Consider the following 16,653-nt stretch of genomic DNA (forward strand, 5'->3'; position numbering starts at 1 on the left):
AATGTCCAAGGCCTTCATCACCGGCTGCGCCGGTTCGCAGTTGAGCCCTTGCGAGCGTTCGTTCCTGGCGGATGAGCGCCCGTGGGGGCTCATCCTGTTTGGCCGCAATTGCGAGGCGCCACAGCAGATCCGCGATCTGGTCGCCGACTTTCGGGAATGTGTCGGTGCGGCGGATGCGCCTGTCCTGATCGATCAGGAAGGCGGCCGGGTGCGCCGGCTGCGGCCGCCACACTGGCCGGATTATCCGGCCGGTGCCGTTTATGGCAAGCTCTTCGACCAGGACCGGCCGGCCGGATGCCGGGCGGCCTGGCTCGGTGGGCGGCTGATGGGCGCCGATCTTGCCGAGCTCGGTATCACCGTCGATTGCCTGCCGATTGTCGATCTGCCCACGCCTGAGACCAGCGATGCCATCGGCGACCGCGCCTATGGGCACACGGTGGAGGCGATCGCCGAGATTGGCCGGGCGTTGTCGGACGGATTGGCGGCAGCGGGCGTCTTGCCTGTCGTGAAACACATTCCCGGGCATGGGCGGGCCCGGGTCGACAGCCATCTGGAGCTTCCGGTGGTCGATGCCTCGGCCGAGGATCTCTCCGCCCTGGACTTCGAGCCCTTCCGCCGGCTTCGGGATCTGCCGATGGCCATGACCGCGCATGTGGTCTACTCCGCGCTTGATCCGGAGCGCTGCGCCACCCGGTCGCCCATCATCATCGACAGGGTCATCCGCCGGGACATCGGCTTTGACGGGTTGTTGATGAGCGATGATGTGTCGATGAAGGCGCTCGGCGGGGACATGGGCGGGCGCATTCGCGATCTGTTTGCCGCCGGCTGCGACATGGCCCTGCACTGCAATGGCGATTTCGCCGAGATGCGGGCGGTTGCCGCCAACAGCCCGGTACTTGCCGGCCGGGCGGCGGAGCGGGCGGACGCGGCGCTTGCCGCGCGCCGGGTGCCGGAAGCCTCTGTCGATCTTGTGGCGCTGCGGGCCGAGTTCGACGCCCTGCTGGACCGCGTCGGCGCGCAGCCGCAAGGGGCCTGAGCCGCAGACTGCCGGGGCGGTTTATGCGATTCCGGTTTTTCGCATGATGATCTAGGATGGGCTGGCATGGGTCTGGTACTCGAAACGTGCCGGGCAGGGGAGGTGCCAGTGCAGGACTCCTTTCTGGATGGCATGACGCAAACGGAGGCTCGGGAAGACCGGGCCAGCACCGATCCCGCGCTTGTCGTCGACGTGGAAGGCTTTGAGGGACCGCTCGACCTTCTGTTGACGCTGGCGCGCAAGCAGAAGGTGGACCTCGCGCGGATCTCGATCCTGGCCCTTGTCGAACAGTATCTGGAGTTCGTGGCCGAGGCGCGGCGCCTGCGGTTGGAGCTGGCCGCCGACTATCTGGTGATGGCGGCGTGGCTTGCCTATCTGAAATCACGGCTCCTGATTCCCGAGCAGAAGGATGAGGATGCGCTGAGTGGTGAGGAAATGGCCGCCGCGCTGGCCTTTCGCCTGCGCCGGCTGGAAGCAATGCGGGACGCGGCCGCGAAGCTGATGAGCCGCAACCGGCTTGGCCGCGACGTGTTTGCCCGGGGGCGGCCGGAAACCGTTTCCATCGAGCGGCACAGCCGCTGGAGCGCATCGCTCTACGACCTTCTCACCGGCTACGCGGCGCAGCGTCAGCGCAGCTCGGTCACGTCGGTGCATGTGCGCCGGCGCACGGTCTGGTCGCTGCAGGAGGCCCGCGACCTCTTGACCCGCCTGTTGGGATCAACGGTGGACTGGGCGCCGCTCGATGCTTATCTGATGCGCTACATTCAGCGGGATCGGGAGCAGGCCAGCACGGTGCTGGCCAGCACCTTTTCCGCCAGTCTGGAACTGGTGCGTGAAGGCGAAATCGAACTGCGCCAGAGCGGGCCGTTCGCTCCGCTTTATCTGCGGCGCCGTCCACAGGACCTGAAGCCCGTCACCGGGCCCGAACAAGACGAGGATTGACGTGGAAGGCGCGTCCCAGCGGATAGATGACGAGGCAAGCGCGCGCGATCTCGGTGCCGACCGGCGCGGGGCGTTGCGAATGATCGAGGCGCTGCTGTTCGCCTCCAGCGAACTCTTGAGTCTGGACGAGATTCGCGCGCGCCTGCCGCGCGGCATCAATGTGCGGTCGCTGGTGAAGGAACTGCAGGGGATCTATGCCACGCGCGGGGTCAATGTGGTGGAGGTCGAGGGCCGCTGGGGGTTTCGCACCGCCGAGGACCTGGCCTATCTGCTGCATCGGGAGCAGGTGGAAGAACGCAAGCTGTCGCGCGCGGCGCTGGAAACCCTCGCCATCATCGCCTATCACCAACCGGTGACCCGGGCGGAGATCGAGGAAATTCGCGGCGTGTCCACGTCCAAGGGGACGCTGGACGTGCTGCTGGAGACCGGATGGATCCGCATGCGCGGCCGGCGGCGCACGCCGGGACGGCCCGTGACCTATGGCACGACCGCGGAGTTTCTGGAGCATTTCATGCTCACCTCGGTGGGCGATCTGCCGGGGCTTGAAGAGCTGAAGGGGACAGGGCTGCTCGACAGTGCCATTCCGGCCGGGTTCCAGGTGCCGTCCCCGGATGATTCGCCGGATCTTCGCGAGGAAGAGGATCCGATCGACGATGAGCATATGTACGAACTTCCTCTTGAGGGCGATGGACCGCTAGATGACCGTGATGACCAAACCGGATGATCGCACTCTCGTGCCGGCGAAGCGCTGGGGCGTGCGGGGGACCGCCGCCGCGACGATCGCCGCGCGTCTGACCTTCGAGCATGTCAGTCACGACTATGCCGGGCTGGCGGCGGTGCGCGATGTCACGCTGGCGGTGGAGCCGGGCGAGGTGCTGTGCCTGCTCGGTCATTCCGGCTGCGGCAAGACGACGTTGCTGCGGATTGCCGCCGGCGTGGAACGGCAGAGCGCGGGGCGGGTGCTCATCAACGAACGCGAGGTGGCCGGCCCGAACTGCTTCCTGCCGCCGGAAAAGCGCGGCGTTGGGTTGATGTTCCAGGACTACGCGCTGTTTCCGCATCTGACCATCGCCGACAATGTTGCTTTCGGTCTTACCCATCTGGCGAAGAGCGAGGCCCGGCACGAAGCCGTGGTGGCGTTGACCCGGGTCGGACTCGCCGACTACGCGGACGACTATCCTCATGCCCTGTCGGGCGGCGAGCAGCAGCGGGTGGCGCTGGCCCGGGCCATTGCCCCGCGCCCCGGCGTTCTCCTGATGGACGAGCCGTTCTCCGGGCTCGACCGGCGCCTGCGCGATGCCGTGCGCGACGAAACCCTGTCGGTGCTGCGCGAAACCCGGGCGACCTGCGTGCTGGTCACGCATGATCCGGAAGAGGCGATGCGCATGGGCGACCGGATTGCCCTGATGCGAAAAGGGCGGCTGGTACAGCTCGGCGGCGCGGACGATCTTTACAATCATCCGGCGGACATGTTCGTCGCTCGGTTCTTTTCCGAGCTCAACGAGATCGATGCGGTCGCCGGCACCGGCGAGGTGGAGACCGCCTTCGGCCGGTTCGCCGCGCCCGGAATTTCTCCCGGTGATGCGCTGGACGTGTGTGTTCGGCCGCAAGGTGTTATTCTCGGGGAACCGGGCGAGGGGCGCGCGGGGCGCGTCCTGCGCCGGCGCTTCATTGGCGAGGTGGATCTGGTCGATGTCGCGGTCGAAGGGCTCGACCTGCCGATCAAGGCGCGGATTCGCGATGGCGGCCGCTTTGCCGTGGGCATGGATGTCGGGGTGCGACTGGACGAGCGGGACGTGCTCGCCTTTGCCCGACAGGATGACGATAGCTGACAGTCGATGAGTATCGCAGTTTGACGCCGAAGAAGCGCAAGGCTTCTGTTGCGATTGCTTGCGCTTTGTTGCAATAGTGCCGCGCCGGAGCGCGGGCACCGGACAGACCGAGGAGTTGGGCGTATGGGTATCAGTGTTTGGCAGATCCTGATCATTGCGGTGATCGTTGTTCTGCTGTTCGGGCGCGGCAAGATCTCCGAGTTGATGGGAGACGTGGCCAAGGGAATCAAGAGCTTCAAGAAGGGGCTCAATGAAGATGACGATGCGCCGGCCGAGACGGCGAAGACCATCGATCACAAGGCCGACGACGCGGTCACGATGACCAAGTCCGAGGACAAGACGAAGGCCGGCTGAACAGCGCGGGCTGACTCATCCAGCGTGACCGGTTTCGCGCGCGCGGGCGACGCCCCTTGCTGCGATCCGGAGTGACCACGCTTCGCCTTCACGACCTTCTTACCGCGGAAAACGGACGCTCATGTTCGATATCGGCTGGACGGAACTGCTTGTTGTCGCCGTCGTCATGGTTCTGGTCGTCGGACCCAAGGACCTGCCTCGCATGTTGCGCACCTTTGGCCAGACCCTGGGCAAGGTACGGCGTATGGCGAACGAGTTTCAGTCGACCTTCAACGATGCGCTTCGGGAGGCGGAGCAGCAGGCCGATATCGCGGATATGAAGGCGGAGGTGGAGAAGGTGGGCAACCTCGATCCGCTCGGCGATCTGAAGCGCACGATCGAGGAAGACACCAAGAGGAAAGCCGCCAGGAAGGCCAAGGCAGAGGCTGCCGCCAGCGCCTCCGCATCGGCGGCGGAGGTGCCGCCGGCACCGGTCGCCCCAGGCGACAAGGCGGCGGTCCAGAGCGAGCCGGCAGGCGAGCAACCGAAGGCGGCGGGTGATTCCAAGGCATGACACAGGAAGACATCGAATCCTCCAAGGCGCCGTTGATCGAGCACCTGATCGAGCTGCGCCAACGGTTGTTGCGCACGGTGATCGCGATCCTGGTTGCCTTCGTCGTCTGTTTCTACTTTGCGCAGGACATCTACAACATCCTCGTCATTCCTTATGAGCGAGCCGCCGGGCATCCGGTGGAGATGATCTATACCGCGCCGCAGGAATGGTTCTTCACCCAGTTGAAACTGGCGTTTTTCGGCGCCCTGTTCATTGCCTTTCCGGTGATTGCCTCGCAGATCTACATGTTCGTGGCGCCGGGGCTCTACAAGCATGAGCGCGGTGCTTTCCTGCCGTTCCTGGTGGCGACGCCGATCCTGTTCGTCATCGGTGCCTGCCTGGTGTTTTTCCTGGTCATGCCGATGGCCATGGGCTTCTTCCTGTCCATGGAACAGGATGGCGTCGATGGTCAGACCAAGGTGCAGTTGATCGCCCGGGTCAGCGAGTATCTCGGCCTGATCATGACGCTGATCTTCGCCTTTGGCCTGGTGTTCCAGCTGCCGGTGCTGCTGACCCTGCTTGGCCGGGTCGGGATCGTCTCCGCCGAGGGGCTGCGGGCGAAGCGGAAATACGCCATCGTCATCGGTTTTGTCATGGCGGCGATCCTGACGCCGCCCGATCCGATCAGCCAGATCGGTCTTGCGCTCCCCACCCTGCTTCTCTACGAAGTGTCCATCATCTGCGTCAGGCTGGTGGAGAAGAAACGCGCCGAACGGGAAGCCGCCGAAGCGGAAGACTGATCGGCCCCGGCAATCGGGCCGGTCCGCCGTTTCCACCTCCGCTGGCAAGATCTGTACGGCACCGGTTCGGGTTTCGGGCCGGTGCGTATAATGGCCGTCATGGCCAATCCCGGGGTTGTTGCATGTTTGATATCAAGTGGATCCGCGACAATGACGCGGCGTTTGACCGCGCGATGGCGCGGCGGGGGCTGGAGCCGCAGGCCGCACGGCTGATCGCGCTCGACGACCGGCGGCGGGAGCACATCGCCTCGCTGCAGCAGGCGCAGGAACGGCGTAACGCCGCCTCCAAGGATATCGGCAAGGCAAAGGCGTCCGGCGATGAGGAGCGTGCCCGCGCGCTGATCGAGGAAGTTGCCAAGCTCAAGTCGGCGCTGCATGAGGGCGAGGAAGCAGAGCGCGAGCTCACCGCCGAGCTGACGCGCGCCTTGAGCGAGTTGCCGAACATGCCGCATGACGACGTGCCCGAGGGGCTCGACGAAAGCGCCAATGTGGAGCTGCGCCGGGTCGGCACGCCGAGAGAGTTCGCCTTTGAGGCCAAGGAACATTTCGATATCGCCGCCGGCGCCGAGGGCATGGCCTTCGAGACCGCTGCGGTGATGTCCGGATCGCGCTTCGTGCTTCTCAAGGGGCAGATCGCCCGGCTGGAACGCGCCCTCGGTCAGTTCATGATGGATCTGCAGACCGGTGAGCACGGCTATACGGAAGTCTCGCCGCCGCTGCTGGTGCGTGACGAAGCGCTCTATGGCACCTCCCAGCTTCCGAAGTTTTCCGAGGACCTGTTCCGAACCACCGATGACCGCTGGTTGATCCCGACCGCCGAGGTGCCGCTGACCAACATGGTTGCTGGCGCGAGCCTCGATGAAGCGGCGCTGCCGATCCGGGTGACGGCGCTGACCCCCTGTTTCCGCTCGGAGGCCGGTTCGGCCGGGCGCGATGTACGCGGCATGCTGCGTCAGCACCAGTTCTGGAAGTGCGAGCTGGTATCGGTCACCACGCCGGATTCGTCGCTCGATGAGCTTGAGCGGATGGTGGGCTGCGCCGAGACGGTGCTTCAGCGGCTGGAGCTGCCGTATCGGGTGATGACCCTGTCGGCAGGCGATATGGGCTTTGCCGCGCGCAAGACCTATGACATCGAGGTCTGGCTGCCGGGTCAGAATGCGTATCGGGAAATTTCGAGCTGTTCGGTCTGCGGCGATTTCCAGGCGCGGCGCATGAACGCCCGCTATCGCAGCGAGGGCGAGAAGGGGCTGAAGTTCGTGCATACGCTGAACGGCTCGGGCATTGCCGTCGGGCGGGCGCTGATCGCCGTGCTTGAAAACTATCAATGCGAGGATGGCGGTGTGATCGTCCCGGACGCGCTGCGCCCCTACATGGGCGGACTGGAAAAGATCGGGGGCGAATGATGCGCATTCTGTTGACCAACGACGACGGGATCGAGGCGGATGGCCTGGTCGCCCTGGAGAAGATTGCCCGCGAGCTGTCCGACGATGTGTGGATCGTGGCGCCGGAAACCGACCAGAGCGGCGTTGCCCATTCGCTGACGCTGCATGACCCGTTGCGCTTCCGCAAGCTGGGCGACCGGCGCTTTTCGGTGCGCGGCACGCCGACCGATTGCGTCATCATGGGCGTGCGTGAGGTGATGCCGGACCGGCCGGACCTGATCCTGTCCGGGGTGAACCGGGGCCAGAACGCAGCCGATGACGTGACCTATTCGGGCACCATCGCCGGGGCGATGGAAGGCACCTTGATGGGCATTCGCTCCATGGCCCTGTCGCAGGCCTATAACTGGGCGCCCGGCGAGCGGCCGAACTATGATACGGCGGTGGCCCATGCGCCGGCGCTGATTGACCGGCTGCTGAATTTCTCCTTCCCGCCCGATACCTTGCTCAACCTCAACTTCCCCGCCTGCGAGCCCGACGCGGTGGGTGAGGTGGCGGTGACCCGTCAGGGCAAGCGCAAGGTCAGCGAGCTGGCGCTGGATGCGCGCAAGGACGGGCGCGGCGTTCCCTATTTCTGGCTTGGCTTCCGCAGCGGCGAAGAGACGCCGCCGGAGGATACCGACCTGGCGGCGCTGGCGCGCGGCAACATTTCCGTGACACCGCTGAAGCTCGATCTGACCGCACATGACGTGCTCGCCGATCTGTCGGCCCTGGTTGGCTGATTAGCGAGCCGGTCGCGCGGCCAGAGCGCCCCTTGAGGGATGGCCGCGCGATCAGGGAGGACATGACGTGGGCGATTTCGACAAGGACAATGCCGGCGAGGGGCCGGCGGCGACCCCTTCCCCGCAAGAGGAGGCGGATCGGGAGGCAATTGCCGCTCTGACGTTGCGGCTGCGCTCCGGCGGCATTCGCGACAACCGGGTGCTGTCGGCCATCGAGCGGGTACCTCGCCGCCTGTTCCTCTCCGCCGCGCTGCAAAAGCACGCTCACACCGATACGGCCTTGCCGATCGAGTGCGGCCAGACCATTTCCCAGCCGACCGTGGTGGCGTGGATGACCGCCGCGCTCGACATTGCGCCTGAACACAAGGTGCTGGAGGTCGGAACCGGGTCGGGTTACCAGGCGGCGGTGCTGGGGCATCTGAGCCGGGAGGTGCACAGTATCGAGCGCTACCGCACCCTTGCCGACCTTGCCCGCGAGCGGCTTTCGACCCTCAAGATTGCGTCGGTGACGGTTCATCATGGGGATGGTCTCGAAGGCCTGCCGGAGAAGGCGCCGTTCGACCGGATCATCGTGACGGCGGCGGGGCCGGAAATCCCGCCCGCGCTGTTGGATCAGCTGGCCGATGGTGGAAAACTGATCATGCCGGTTGGCCCGAAAGGGGGCGTCCAGGTTCTGACGCTGGCGGAGAAGAAGGGGGCGACCATGGTCACCCGGGCCTTGCAGGAGGTACGGTTCGTGCCCCTGGTCGAGGGCGTTGCCTCCCGTCTCTAATAGTGTTCGTGCTGCCGATTCGTCGTAAGCAGAAAAGTTTCCCGCGATCAAGACGTGCTTCGGCTCTGCGCCCGGCGTTTACCATGATGGTGACGCCGGCGTGGTGCTGATGGCCGTGTTGTGCGCCGCCTGACCCAGCGGAAAACGGCCGCGTTGATACAGGCCATTCGCACAGTGAATGCTGGTCGTAGCGGCGCCGCGAACCTCGGGGCAGATGGCGCTTTTCCCCAGACTTAAGTCTTTGTCAACCTTACCGAGCTTTAATCGGGACAAGAGACTTCAGGTGTTTGGGTCCGAGTAGCGCCATGTCAAATCAGGTTTCCAGAATTTCTTCGCGATTGCTGTCCAGGACGGCGCTGGTGGTGGTGTTTGCCGCCCTGGCGGCGGGGTGCAGCGGCGGTGTCGAGCGCTTCGAGGAGCCGATCTTCACCGGCAATACCGACAACCAGCGCGCTCTTTTGATGAGCGGGTCGGCGAGCCAACCCAGTTTCGATGACGTGGTGGCCGGGCCTGCGAAGACGCAGCCGGTGACACGGGCGGCTCTGCCGCCAGCTACGTCATCCAATCGCGACATGGCAACGGGCTCGATCCCGTCGGTGTCTTCCTCCAGCGGCTCCCATCAACAGGCGCGCGTGGCGCCAAAGCCGGTTCCGCGTACGAACACCGGACAGGTGGTGGCGACGTCCCGCCCGGTCGCAACCGCGCCGGCGCCGGCGGTGGACGCCGCGACCGTGTCCCCTCGAACCGTGCGTGGCTGGACCACGGCCGGGGCGACTCAGGTGAGCGCCCGTTCGGGCGACTCGGTGTCGTCGATGGCCCGGCGCTACGGAATTCCCCAGTACGTTCTGGCGGAGATCAACAATGTGCCGCCCAATGGCCGCTTCGCGGCCGGTCAGCAGGTGGTGATTCCGACCTATGTCTATGGCGCCCGCTCCACCGGGGCGACACGGCCGGCTGCGACGGCGTCGGCGCCGGTGCGCTTGCCTCCGGCTGGTCCGGCCCCGAGCGTGACCGGGTCCATTCCGGGAAGTGCCCGCTCCGGCGGCGCGCTTGCGGCGGTGCCGCGTCCCAGTGCCAAGCCGTCGGCCACGGTGCAGGTGGCCTCCACCGCCCAGACCGTGCCAGCGGCAACGCTCCAGGCGTTTCCCAAGAGCAAGCCTGCCAAGCGCGCGACGAATAGTATCCGCACGGCGGCGGTGACGCCGGCCACGGCTGCCGCGGTCAAGCCGTCAAAGCCCGTCGATGCCGCACCGACCAAGCCGATCGAGGTGTCGCGGCCGGAAACGGATGACAGTGTGCGTCGGTTCCGCTGGCCGGTGCGCGGTCGAATCATCTCCGAGTTCGGCTCCAAGCCGGGCGGTACGCGCAATGACGGAATCAATCTTGCCGTTCCCGAGGGGGCGGACATCAAGGCGGTCGACGATGGCACCGTGATCTATGCCGGCAATGAGCTGAAGGGCTATGGCAACCTGGTGCTGATCCGTCACGATGATGGTTGGGTGTCGGCCTATGCGCATAACAGCGAATTGCTGGTGAAGCGGGGCGATTCCATCCGTCGGGGGGCGGTTGTCGCCAAGGCCGGGTCGACCGGGTCCGTGACCCAGCCGCAACTGCATTTCGAGCTGCGGCGCGGGAACAAGCCCGTCGATCCGATGCAGTATCTGGCGCGCCTTTAACGGGGCGTCAGGGGTCGCCGTGTGGCGGAATGGAACTTTGTACGCAAACGGACCGCCAGGCGACTGACGGTCCGTTTTTTGTTCTGCGAGTGCGGCGAGGGGCGAATCCCCTAAAAGTGCCGGCGGCGTCGCGCGGGTTGTTTTCCACAAGCGCGTGCGGCAGGATTGGGAGTTCCTGCGGCGAGAAACTGCCAATTGCCATGGAAACGTCATGAAGGTCGGTTTGAAGCGCTTGACTTGTTCGGCCGGTCGCCGTACATCACCGCCACTCCCGGCGGCCAGTTGGTCGCCCCGAGGTGAGCGGGTGTAGCTCAGTTGGTTAGAGTGCCGGCCTGTCACGCCGGAGGTCGCGGGTTCGAGCCCCGTCACTCGCGCCACTCACCTGGAGAAGGAGACCGGTCCGCGACATGCGGATGAGGCGAGCGGGTGTAGCTCAGTTGGTTAGAGTGCCGGCCTGTCACGCCGGAGGTCGCGGGTTCGAGCCCCGTCACTCGCGCCACTCGCCGAACGGTCCCAAGACGTCTATCCTTACAGTTCGATGCGAACAGGATGGCCCGCAAGGGCCTTTTCCTGTTTCGCGTGCGGGTGTTGCTGCCCGGTGAGTCCTTTCCGGTTCCGCTGCGGTGCGTGAACAGGGGGCGTGGTGTGTCCGCAGCGGGCCGCGCCGAAGCGGGGCGCTGCGACAACTTGTTTTCGCAGTTGCGATATCGCGCGCGGGATTAGCACCTTGTTGGGCTTGCGTTGCCGGGAAGCGTGGGCTAAGCGTGCCCCCATGAGTTCGGCTGACGCGCCGCAGTGACGCTCGCGCCGAATGATCGCCTGAAACAGGCTGGGCCGCGAGACGCGGGACGAACGGTCGCCGCGCGGCGGTTCGGGGCTTGGCGCAAGGACAAGATGGACCATGGAAGAGCTGCTGAGAGAGTATGTGCCGATCCTCGTTTTCCTCGGGGTGTCGCTGGTCATCGGCCTTGCACTCCTGATCTCGCCGTTCATTCTCGCCTACAAGAATCCCGATTCGGAAAAGCTGTCCGCCTATGAGTGCGGGTTCAACGCCTTCGATGATGCGCGCATGAAGTTCGACATCCGCTTCTATCTGGTGTCGCTGCTGTTCATCATCTTCGATCTCGAAGTGGCCTTCCTGTTTCCCTGGGCGGTCGCGTTCGGTGATCTCGGCTGGTACGGCTTCTGGTCGATGATGGCGTTTCTCGGTGTGTTGACGATCGGCTTTATCTACGAATGGAAGAAGGGGGCGCTGGAATGGGACTGACATCGGGCGAGCCGCTCGTGGCCCAGGCTCCAAAGGGAATCATCGATCCGAACACCGGCAAGCCGGTTGGGGCGAATGATCCGTTCTTTCTGGAAATCAACGACGAGTTGGCCGACAAGGGCTTCGTCGTCACCGCGACCGACAATCTGATCCAGTGGGCCCGTACCGGCTCTCTGATGTGGATGACCTTCGGTCTGGCCTGCTGCGCCGTGGAAATGATGCAGATGTCGATGCCGCGTTACGACGCGGAGCGGTTCGGCTTTGCCCCGCGCGCCTCACCGCGCCAGTCCGATGTGATGATCGTTGCCGGTACGCTGACCAACAAGATGGCTCCGGCGCTGCGCAAGGTCTATGACCAGATGCCAGAGCCGCGCTATGTCATCTCGATGGGCTCCTGCGCCAATGGCGGCGGATACTATCACTATTCCTACTCGGTCGTGCGGGGCTGCGATCGGGTGGTGCCCGTGGACATCTATGTTCCGGGTTGCCCGCCGACGGCTGAGGCGCTGCTTTACGGCGTGCTGCTGTTGCAGAAGAAGATACGCAGAACCGGTACGATCGAGCGCTGATCGGCCGGCTTTCACGGAACGATCGCTGGACACCCTCCCGGCATACGGATCACGGCTATGGACGAAACGCTCGCTGAACTTGGTGATCACATTCAAGCAACCCTCGGAGACGCCATCGATGGCTACACGGTGGCCCACGGGGAACTGAACGTTGAGGCGCGCGCCTCCGAGATCGTCTCCGTGGTCCGGTTCCTGCGCGACGACGGGAGCTGCCAGTTCGTCAACCTGACGGATCTGTGCGGTGTGGACTATCCGGCGCGCGAGAAGCGCTTCGAGGTGGTCTACCACTTCCTGTCGCCGAAGCAGAACCTCAGGATCCGGGTGAAGGTGCGCACGGATGAGGACACGCCGGTGCCCTCGATCGTCGATGTCTTTGCCGGGGCGGAGTGGTTCGAGCGCGAAACCTACGACATGTATGGCGTGCTGTTCTCCGGGCACCCCGATCTTCGGCGGATCCTGACCGATTACGGCTTCGACGGTTTCCCGCTGCGCAAGGACTTCCCGCTCACCGGTTATGTCGAAGTGCGCTACGACGACGAGAAGAAGCGGGTCGTCTATCAGCCGGTTCGCCTCACTCAGGAGTTCCGCGATTTCGATTTCATGTCGCCTTGGGAGGGTACGGATTACGTGCTGCCGGGCGACGAGAAGGCGAGCTGAGGGGGCGAGGCTATGGCTGACGAGAGGCTTCAGTGCGGTTGTCTGTGCGGTGCCGTTCGCTTTTCCGCGGAGCCGACAGCCCGTGAGATGGCTGTGTGCCACTGTTCGATGTGCCGGCGCTGGAGTGGCGGTGCCTTCATGGCGGTGGAATGCAAGGACGTGGAGTTCGAAGATCCGGCGGCGGTCGGTGTCTATGGCTCCTCCGACTACGGCGAGCGCGTGTTCTGCAAGAACTGTGGCTCGTCGCTGATGTGGCGCATGCGCGACGGATCGCACATTTCCGTCGCGGCCCCGGCGTTCGACGATCCCGCGTCCTTCGCGTTCACGACCGAGATCTTCATCGACGAAAAGCCAGACGCCTATTCGTTTGCCAATTCGACCCAAAAACTGACTGGCGCAGAGGTGTTTGCTCTCTTCGCGCCCAACCAGGATCCTCAACATGGCTGAGGCTCAGGTCCGTAACTTCAATATCAACTTTGGCCCGCAGCACCCTGCGGCACATGGCGTTTTGCGTCTGGTGCTGGAGCTCGACGGCGAGGTTGTGACCCGTGTCGATCCGCATATCGGTCTGTTGCATCGCGGCACCGAGAAGCTGATCGAGCACAAGACCTACCTGCAGGCGGTGCCCTATTTCGACCGGCTCGACTATGTCGCGCCGATGAACCAGGAACATGCCTTCGCGCTGGCGGTCGAGAAGCTGATCGGCGTCGAGGTGCCCAAGCGCGGGCAGTTGATCCGGGTGCTTTATTCCGAGATCGGCCGGCTCTTGTCGCATCTGCTCAACGTGACCACCCAGGCGCTCGATGTCGGTGCGCTGACGCCGCCGCTCTGGGGTTTCGAGCCGCGCGAAGAGTTGATGGTGTTCTATGAGCGGGCCTGCGGTGCGCGCATGCATGCGGCCTTCGTGCGTCCGGGCGGCGTGCATCAGGACCTGCCGAATGACCTGCTCGACGACATCTGGGATTTCTGCGATCCGTTCCTCAAGACCCTTGATGACATCGAGGGGCTGTTGACCGGCAACCGCATCTTCCAGCAGCGCAACGTCGATATCGGGGTTGTCTCGCTGGAAGACGCCTGGGCACGCGGGTTCTCCGGCGTGATGGTGCGCGGGTCCGGCGCGCCGTGGGATCTGCGCAAGTCGCAGCCCTACGAGTGCTATTCGGAGCTGGATTTCGACATCCCCATCGGCAAGAACGGCGATTGCTACGACCGATACCTGATCCGCATGGACGAGATGCGCCAGTCGGTGCGGCTGATGAAGCAGTGCCTGGAGAAGCTGACGGTGGAGAAGGGGCCGGTGTCGTCGATGGACGGCAAGATCGTCCCGCCGAAGCGCGGCGAGATGAAACGGTCTATGGAAGCGTTGATCCATCACTTCAAGCTTTACACCGAAGGCTACCGGGTTCCGGAAGGCGAGGTGTATGCCGCCGTCGAGGCGCCCAAGGGCGAGTTTGGCGTCTATCTCGTTTCCGACGGAAGCAACAAGCCCTATCGCTGCAAGATCAAGGCGCCGGGTTACGCGCATCTGCAAGCGATGGATTTCCTGTGCCGCGGGCATATGCTGGCCGACGTGTCGGCGGTCCTCGGTTCCCTCGATATCGTCTTTGGAGAGGTTGACCGGTAATGGCCGTTCGTCGCCTTCACCCCGAGCAGCCCGAAAGCTTCGCCTTCACGGCGGACAATCTGGACTGGGCACAGAAAGTGATCTCCCGCTACCCGGAAGGCCGCCACGCCTCCGCGGTGATTCCGCTGCTGTGGCGGGCGCAGGAGCAGCACGCAGGATGGTTGCCGGAGCCGGCGATCCGCTATGTGGCGGATATGCTGTCGATGCCGCATATCCGGGTGCTGGAGGTCGCGACCTTCTACACCATGTTCCAGCTCGCTCCGGTGGGCAAGAAGGCGCATATCCAGGTCTGCGGCACCACGCCCTGCCAGCTGCGCGGCGCGGAGGACCTGATCAAGGTCTGCAAGAGCAAGATCGCAGCCCATGCGCATGAGCTGTCGGAAGATGGCGATTTCTCCTGGGAAGAGGTCGAGTGCCTCGGTGCCTGTGTCAACGCGCCGATGATCCAGATCTTCAAGGATACCTATGAGGATCTGACGCCGGAGAGCTTGGAAGCGCTGATCGACGACATCGCCGCCGGGCGTGAGGTAACGCCGGGTCCGCAGAACGGGCGGCGGTTTTCCGCCCCCGAAGGTGGCGTGACGTCGCTTGAGGACATCAAGGACGACACCAAGGGCGGGGATCCCTGTCCGCATGTGGTGGCTGGCTCCGAGCCTGCGTCCCATGTCTTCGCCGGACCGTCGATCAATCACGGCGGCCATGATTACAACGGCGTTCCGGGTGTCTCCACGGCGAAGGCTGCGGCCCCCGCAGCGGCGAAGCCGGCTGCGCAGGCAAGTCTGGATCTGTCGCCGGCCGGTGACCAGCCCGAGCGCGAGCCGGAGCTTCTGGCCGCACCGCGCGGTGACGGCGCCGATGATCTGAAGCGGATCAAGGGTGTCGGTCCGAAGATCGAGGAGCTCCTCAACGAGCTGGGCGTCTATCATTTCGATCAGATCGCCGGCTGGGACGCGGAAAACAAGGCCTGGGTCGACACGCGGCTGAGCTTCAAGGGCCGGATCGACCGCGAAGAGTGGGTCGAGCAGGCAAAGCTTCTTGCCAGCGGCGGCGAGACCGAATTCTCCAGGCGCGTCGACACGGGCGACGTGCCCTCGAGCAAGAGCTAAGGGGAGGTCGAGGGATGCTGACGGACCAGGACCGGATCTTTACCAACATCTACGGGCTGCACGATTGGGGCCTTGAAGGCGCGCGCAAGCGCGGTCAGTGGGATGGCACCAAGGCGCTGCTCGAAAAGGGGCGCGACTGGATCATCGAGGAAATGAAGACCTCCGGCCTTCGCGGCCGTGGCGGGGCGGGCTTCCCGACCGGCCTGAAGTGGTCGTTCATGCCCAAGGAATCCGATGGCCGGCCAGCCTATCTGGTGGTCAACGCCGACGAATCCGAGCCGGGCACCTGCAAGGATCGCGAGATCCTGCGGCACGACCCGCACACGCTCGTCGAAGGCTGTCTTGTCGCCGGTTTCGCGATGGGAGCCATTGCCGCCTACATCTATGTGCGCGGTGAGTTCATCCGCGAGCGCGAGCGCCTGCAGGCGGCGATCGACCAGGCCTATGAGGCCGGGCTGATCGGCAAGAACAACAAGAACGGCTATGATTTCGACATTTATGTCCATCATGGCGCCGGCGCCTATATCTGCGGCGAGGAAACCGCGCTGCTGGAAAGCCTTGAGGGCAAGAAGGGCCAGCCGCGGCTGAAGCCGCCGTTCCCGGCGAATGTCGGCCTCTACGGTTGCCCGACCACGGTCAACAACGTGGAATCCATCGCGGTCGCGCCGACGATCCTGCGTCGCGGCGGTGCCTGGTTCGCCGGGCTCGGCAAGCCGGGCAACACCGGTACGAAGCTGTTCTGCGTGTCCGGCCATGTGAACACGCCCTGCACGGTGGAAGAGGAGATGGGTATCTCCTTCCGCGAGCTGATCGACAAGCATTGCGGCGGCATTCGCGGTGGCTGGGACAACCTGTTGGCAGTGATCCCGGGCGGATCCTCCGTGCCGTGCGTGAGCGCCGAGAACATCATCGATTGCGGCATGGACTTCGACAGTCTGAAGGCGCAAGGCTCTGGCCTTGGCACCGCGGCGGTGATCGTGATGGATCGCTCCACGGACATCATCAAGGCGATTGCCCGGCTGTCCTACTTCTACAAGCATGAGAGCTGCGGCCAGTGCACCCCATGCCGCGAGGGCACGGGCTGGATGTGGCGGGTGATGGAACGCATGGTCGAGGGCAATGCCTCCCGCGAGGAAATCGACATGCTGTTCGATGTCACCAAGCAGGTGGAAGGGCATACGATCTGTGCGCTTGGAGATGCGGCCGCATGGCCGATCCAGGGGTTGATCAAGAACTTCCGGCCGGTGATCGAAGCACGTATCGACGAGTTCACGGCCAAGCGCCGGGCTCCGGCTTCGTCCATGGCGGCGGAGTAGGGCCATGAC

Annotated in this window: 18 protein-coding genes and 2 tRNA genes; all 20 read left to right on the top strand. The window is 64.5% G+C overall.

Annotated elements, in window-relative coordinates; genetic code table 11:
- Position 1 precedes the first annotated feature (1 nt).
- The 20 genes from nagZ to nuoF all read left to right on the top strand — a co-directional run bounded on the left by nagZ (position 2) and on the right by nuoF (position 16,644).
- A complete protein-coding gene (gene nagZ / locus LC062_RS01015; RefSeq protein WP_224909178.1) occupies positions 2–1,036 on the top strand; it encodes a beta-N-acetylhexosaminidase in 1,035 nt (344 codons plus the stop codon).
- Between the two features lie 132 nt (positions 1,037–1,168).
- Entirely contained in the window at positions 1,169–1,978 is an 810-nt protein-coding gene (locus LC062_RS01020) for a segregation and condensation protein A (protein ID WP_224909763.1), read from the top strand.
- Positions 1,974–2,702: an SMC-Scp complex subunit ScpB gene (gene scpB, locus LC062_RS01025; protein ID WP_404829672.1), complete on the top strand. Its 729-nt coding sequence runs from the start codon at positions 1,974–1,976 to the stop codon at positions 2,700–2,702. The genes LC062_RS01020 and scpB overlap by 5 nt, the downstream gene beginning before the upstream one ends.
- A complete protein-coding gene (locus tag LC062_RS01030; RefSeq protein WP_224909179.1) occupies positions 2,677–3,810 on the top strand; it encodes an ABC transporter ATP-binding protein in 1,134 nt (377 codons plus the stop codon). The genes scpB and LC062_RS01030 overlap by 26 nt, the downstream gene beginning before the upstream one ends.
- A gap of 123 nt (positions 3,811–3,933) precedes the next feature.
- A complete protein-coding gene (locus LC062_RS01035) occupies positions 3,934–4,164 on the top strand; it encodes a twin-arginine translocase TatA/TatE family subunit (protein WP_224909180.1) in 231 nt (76 codons plus the stop codon).
- A 121-nt stretch (positions 4,165–4,285) separates the two neighbouring features.
- A complete protein-coding gene (gene tatB / locus LC062_RS01040; RefSeq protein WP_224909181.1) occupies positions 4,286–4,717 on the top strand; it encodes a Sec-independent protein translocase protein TatB in 432 nt (143 codons plus the stop codon).
- Positions 4,714–5,496 carry a twin-arginine translocase subunit TatC gene (gene tatC, locus LC062_RS01045; protein ID WP_224909182.1) on the top strand — a complete coding sequence of 261 codons (783 nt, stop codon included), beginning with the start codon at positions 4,714–4,716 and terminating at the stop codon, positions 5,494–5,496. The genes tatB and tatC overlap by 4 nt, the downstream gene beginning before the upstream one ends.
- A gap of 122 nt (positions 5,497–5,618) precedes the next feature.
- A complete protein-coding gene (serS, locus tag LC062_RS01050) occupies positions 5,619–6,899 on the top strand; it encodes a serine--tRNA ligase (RefSeq protein ID WP_224909183.1) in 1,281 nt (426 codons plus the stop codon).
- On the top strand, positions 6,899–7,657 hold the full coding sequence (surE, locus tag LC062_RS01055) for a 5'/3'-nucleotidase SurE (RefSeq protein ID WP_224909765.1): 759 nt from the start codon (positions 6,899–6,901) through the stop codon (positions 7,655–7,657). The genes serS and surE overlap by 1 nt, the downstream gene beginning before the upstream one ends.
- A 67-nt stretch (positions 7,658–7,724) precedes the next feature.
- The gene (locus LC062_RS01060) at positions 7,725–8,429 is read left to right on the top strand and encodes a protein-L-isoaspartate(D-aspartate) O-methyltransferase (RefSeq protein ID WP_224909184.1); all 705 of its coding nucleotides are present in this window, start codon (positions 7,725–7,727) and stop codon (positions 8,427–8,429) included.
- Between the two features lie 338 nt (positions 8,430–8,767).
- The gene (locus LC062_RS01065) at positions 8,768–10,105 is read left to right on the top strand and encodes a M23 family metallopeptidase (RefSeq protein WP_224909185.1); all 1,338 of its coding nucleotides are present in this window, start codon (positions 8,768–8,770) and stop codon (positions 10,103–10,105) included.
- 300 nt (positions 10,106–10,405) lie between these two features.
- A tRNA-Asp gene (locus tag LC062_RS01070) sits at positions 10,406–10,482 on the top strand.
- A gap of 45 nt (positions 10,483–10,527) precedes the next feature.
- Positions 10,528–10,604, top strand: a tRNA-Asp gene (locus LC062_RS01075).
- 402 nt (positions 10,605–11,006) lie between these two features.
- Positions 11,007–11,372, top strand: a complete 366-nt coding sequence (locus LC062_RS01080; RefSeq protein WP_181761458.1) for an NADH-quinone oxidoreductase subunit A — start codon at positions 11,007–11,009, stop codon at positions 11,370–11,372.
- Entirely contained in the window at positions 11,363–11,941 is a 579-nt protein-coding gene (locus LC062_RS01085) for a NuoB/complex I 20 kDa subunit family protein (protein ID WP_181761457.1), read from the top strand. Before LC062_RS01080 ends, LC062_RS01085 begins: the two co-directional genes overlap by 10 nt.
- A 57-nt stretch (positions 11,942–11,998) precedes the next feature.
- The gene (locus LC062_RS01090; RefSeq protein ID WP_224909186.1) at positions 11,999–12,598 is read left to right on the top strand and encodes an NADH-quinone oxidoreductase subunit C; all 600 of its coding nucleotides are present in this window, start codon (positions 11,999–12,001) and stop codon (positions 12,596–12,598) included.
- Between the two features lie 12 nt (positions 12,599–12,610).
- On the top strand, positions 12,611–13,045 hold the full coding sequence (locus LC062_RS01095) for a GFA family protein (RefSeq protein ID WP_455678351.1): 435 nt from the start codon (positions 12,611–12,613) through the stop codon (positions 13,043–13,045).
- Complete coding sequence (locus LC062_RS01100) at positions 13,038–14,222, top strand: NADH-quinone oxidoreductase subunit D (RefSeq protein WP_224909187.1); 1,185 nt, start codon at positions 13,038–13,040, stop codon at positions 14,220–14,222. Before LC062_RS01095 ends, LC062_RS01100 begins: the two co-directional genes overlap by 8 nt.
- Complete coding sequence (nuoE, locus tag LC062_RS01105; RefSeq protein WP_224909188.1) at positions 14,222–15,328, top strand: NADH-quinone oxidoreductase subunit NuoE; 1,107 nt, start codon at positions 14,222–14,224, stop codon at positions 15,326–15,328. The genes LC062_RS01100 and nuoE overlap by 1 nt, the downstream gene beginning before the upstream one ends.
- A gap of 14 nt (positions 15,329–15,342) precedes the next feature.
- Positions 15,343–16,644 (top strand): NADH-quinone oxidoreductase subunit NuoF, encoded by a 1,302-nt coding sequence (gene nuoF, locus LC062_RS01110; RefSeq protein ID WP_224909189.1) that lies wholly within the window; start codon positions 15,343–15,345, stop codon positions 16,642–16,644.
- Positions 16,645–16,653 lie beyond the last annotated feature (9 nt).

The sequence above is a fragment of the Stappia indica genome (genome assembly GCF_020177335.1).
Classification (GTDB): Bacteria; Pseudomonadota; Alphaproteobacteria; order Rhizobiales; family Stappiaceae; genus Stappia; species Stappia indica_B.

Bases quoted from the DNA above. Each gene is read 5' to 3' on its own strand.
- nagZ (WP_224909178.1), top strand. From the start codon at position 2: ATGTCCAAGGCCTTCATCACCGGCTGCGCCGGTTCGCAGTTGAGCCCT.
- LC062_RS01020 (WP_224909763.1), top strand. From the start codon at position 1,169: ATGACGCAAACGGAGGCTCGGGAAGACCGGGCCAGCACCGATCCCGCG.
- LC062_RS01030 (WP_224909179.1), top strand. From the start codon at position 2,677: ATGACCGTGATGACCAAACCGGATGATCGCACTCTCGTGCCGGCGAAG.
- LC062_RS01035 (WP_224909180.1), top strand. From the start codon at position 3,934: ATGGGTATCAGTGTTTGGCAGATCCTGATCATTGCGGTGATCGTTGTT.
- tatB (WP_224909181.1), top strand. From the start codon at position 4,286: ATGTTCGATATCGGCTGGACGGAACTGCTTGTTGTCGCCGTCGTCATG.
- tatC (WP_224909182.1), top strand. From the start codon at position 4,714: ATGACACAGGAAGACATCGAATCCTCCAAGGCGCCGTTGATCGAGCAC.
- serS (WP_224909183.1), top strand. From the start codon at position 5,619: ATGTTTGATATCAAGTGGATCCGCGACAATGACGCGGCGTTTGACCGC.
- surE (WP_224909765.1), top strand. From the start codon at position 6,899: ATGCGCATTCTGTTGACCAACGACGACGGGATCGAGGCGGATGGCCTG.
- LC062_RS01080 (WP_181761458.1), top strand. From the start codon at position 11,007: ATGGAAGAGCTGCTGAGAGAGTATGTGCCGATCCTCGTTTTCCTCGGG.
- LC062_RS01085 (WP_181761457.1), top strand. From the start codon at position 11,363: ATGGGACTGACATCGGGCGAGCCGCTCGTGGCCCAGGCTCCAAAGGGA.
- LC062_RS01090 (WP_224909186.1), top strand. From the start codon at position 11,999: ATGGACGAAACGCTCGCTGAACTTGGTGATCACATTCAAGCAACCCTC.
- LC062_RS01095 (WP_455678351.1), top strand. From the start codon at position 12,611: ATGGCTGACGAGAGGCTTCAGTGCGGTTGTCTGTGCGGTGCCGTTCGC.
- LC062_RS01100 (WP_224909187.1), top strand. From the start codon at position 13,038: ATGGCTGAGGCTCAGGTCCGTAACTTCAATATCAACTTTGGCCCGCAG.
- nuoE (WP_224909188.1), top strand. From the start codon at position 14,222: ATGGCCGTTCGTCGCCTTCACCCCGAGCAGCCCGAAAGCTTCGCCTTC.
- nuoF (WP_224909189.1), top strand. From the start codon at position 15,343: ATGCTGACGGACCAGGACCGGATCTTTACCAACATCTACGGGCTGCAC.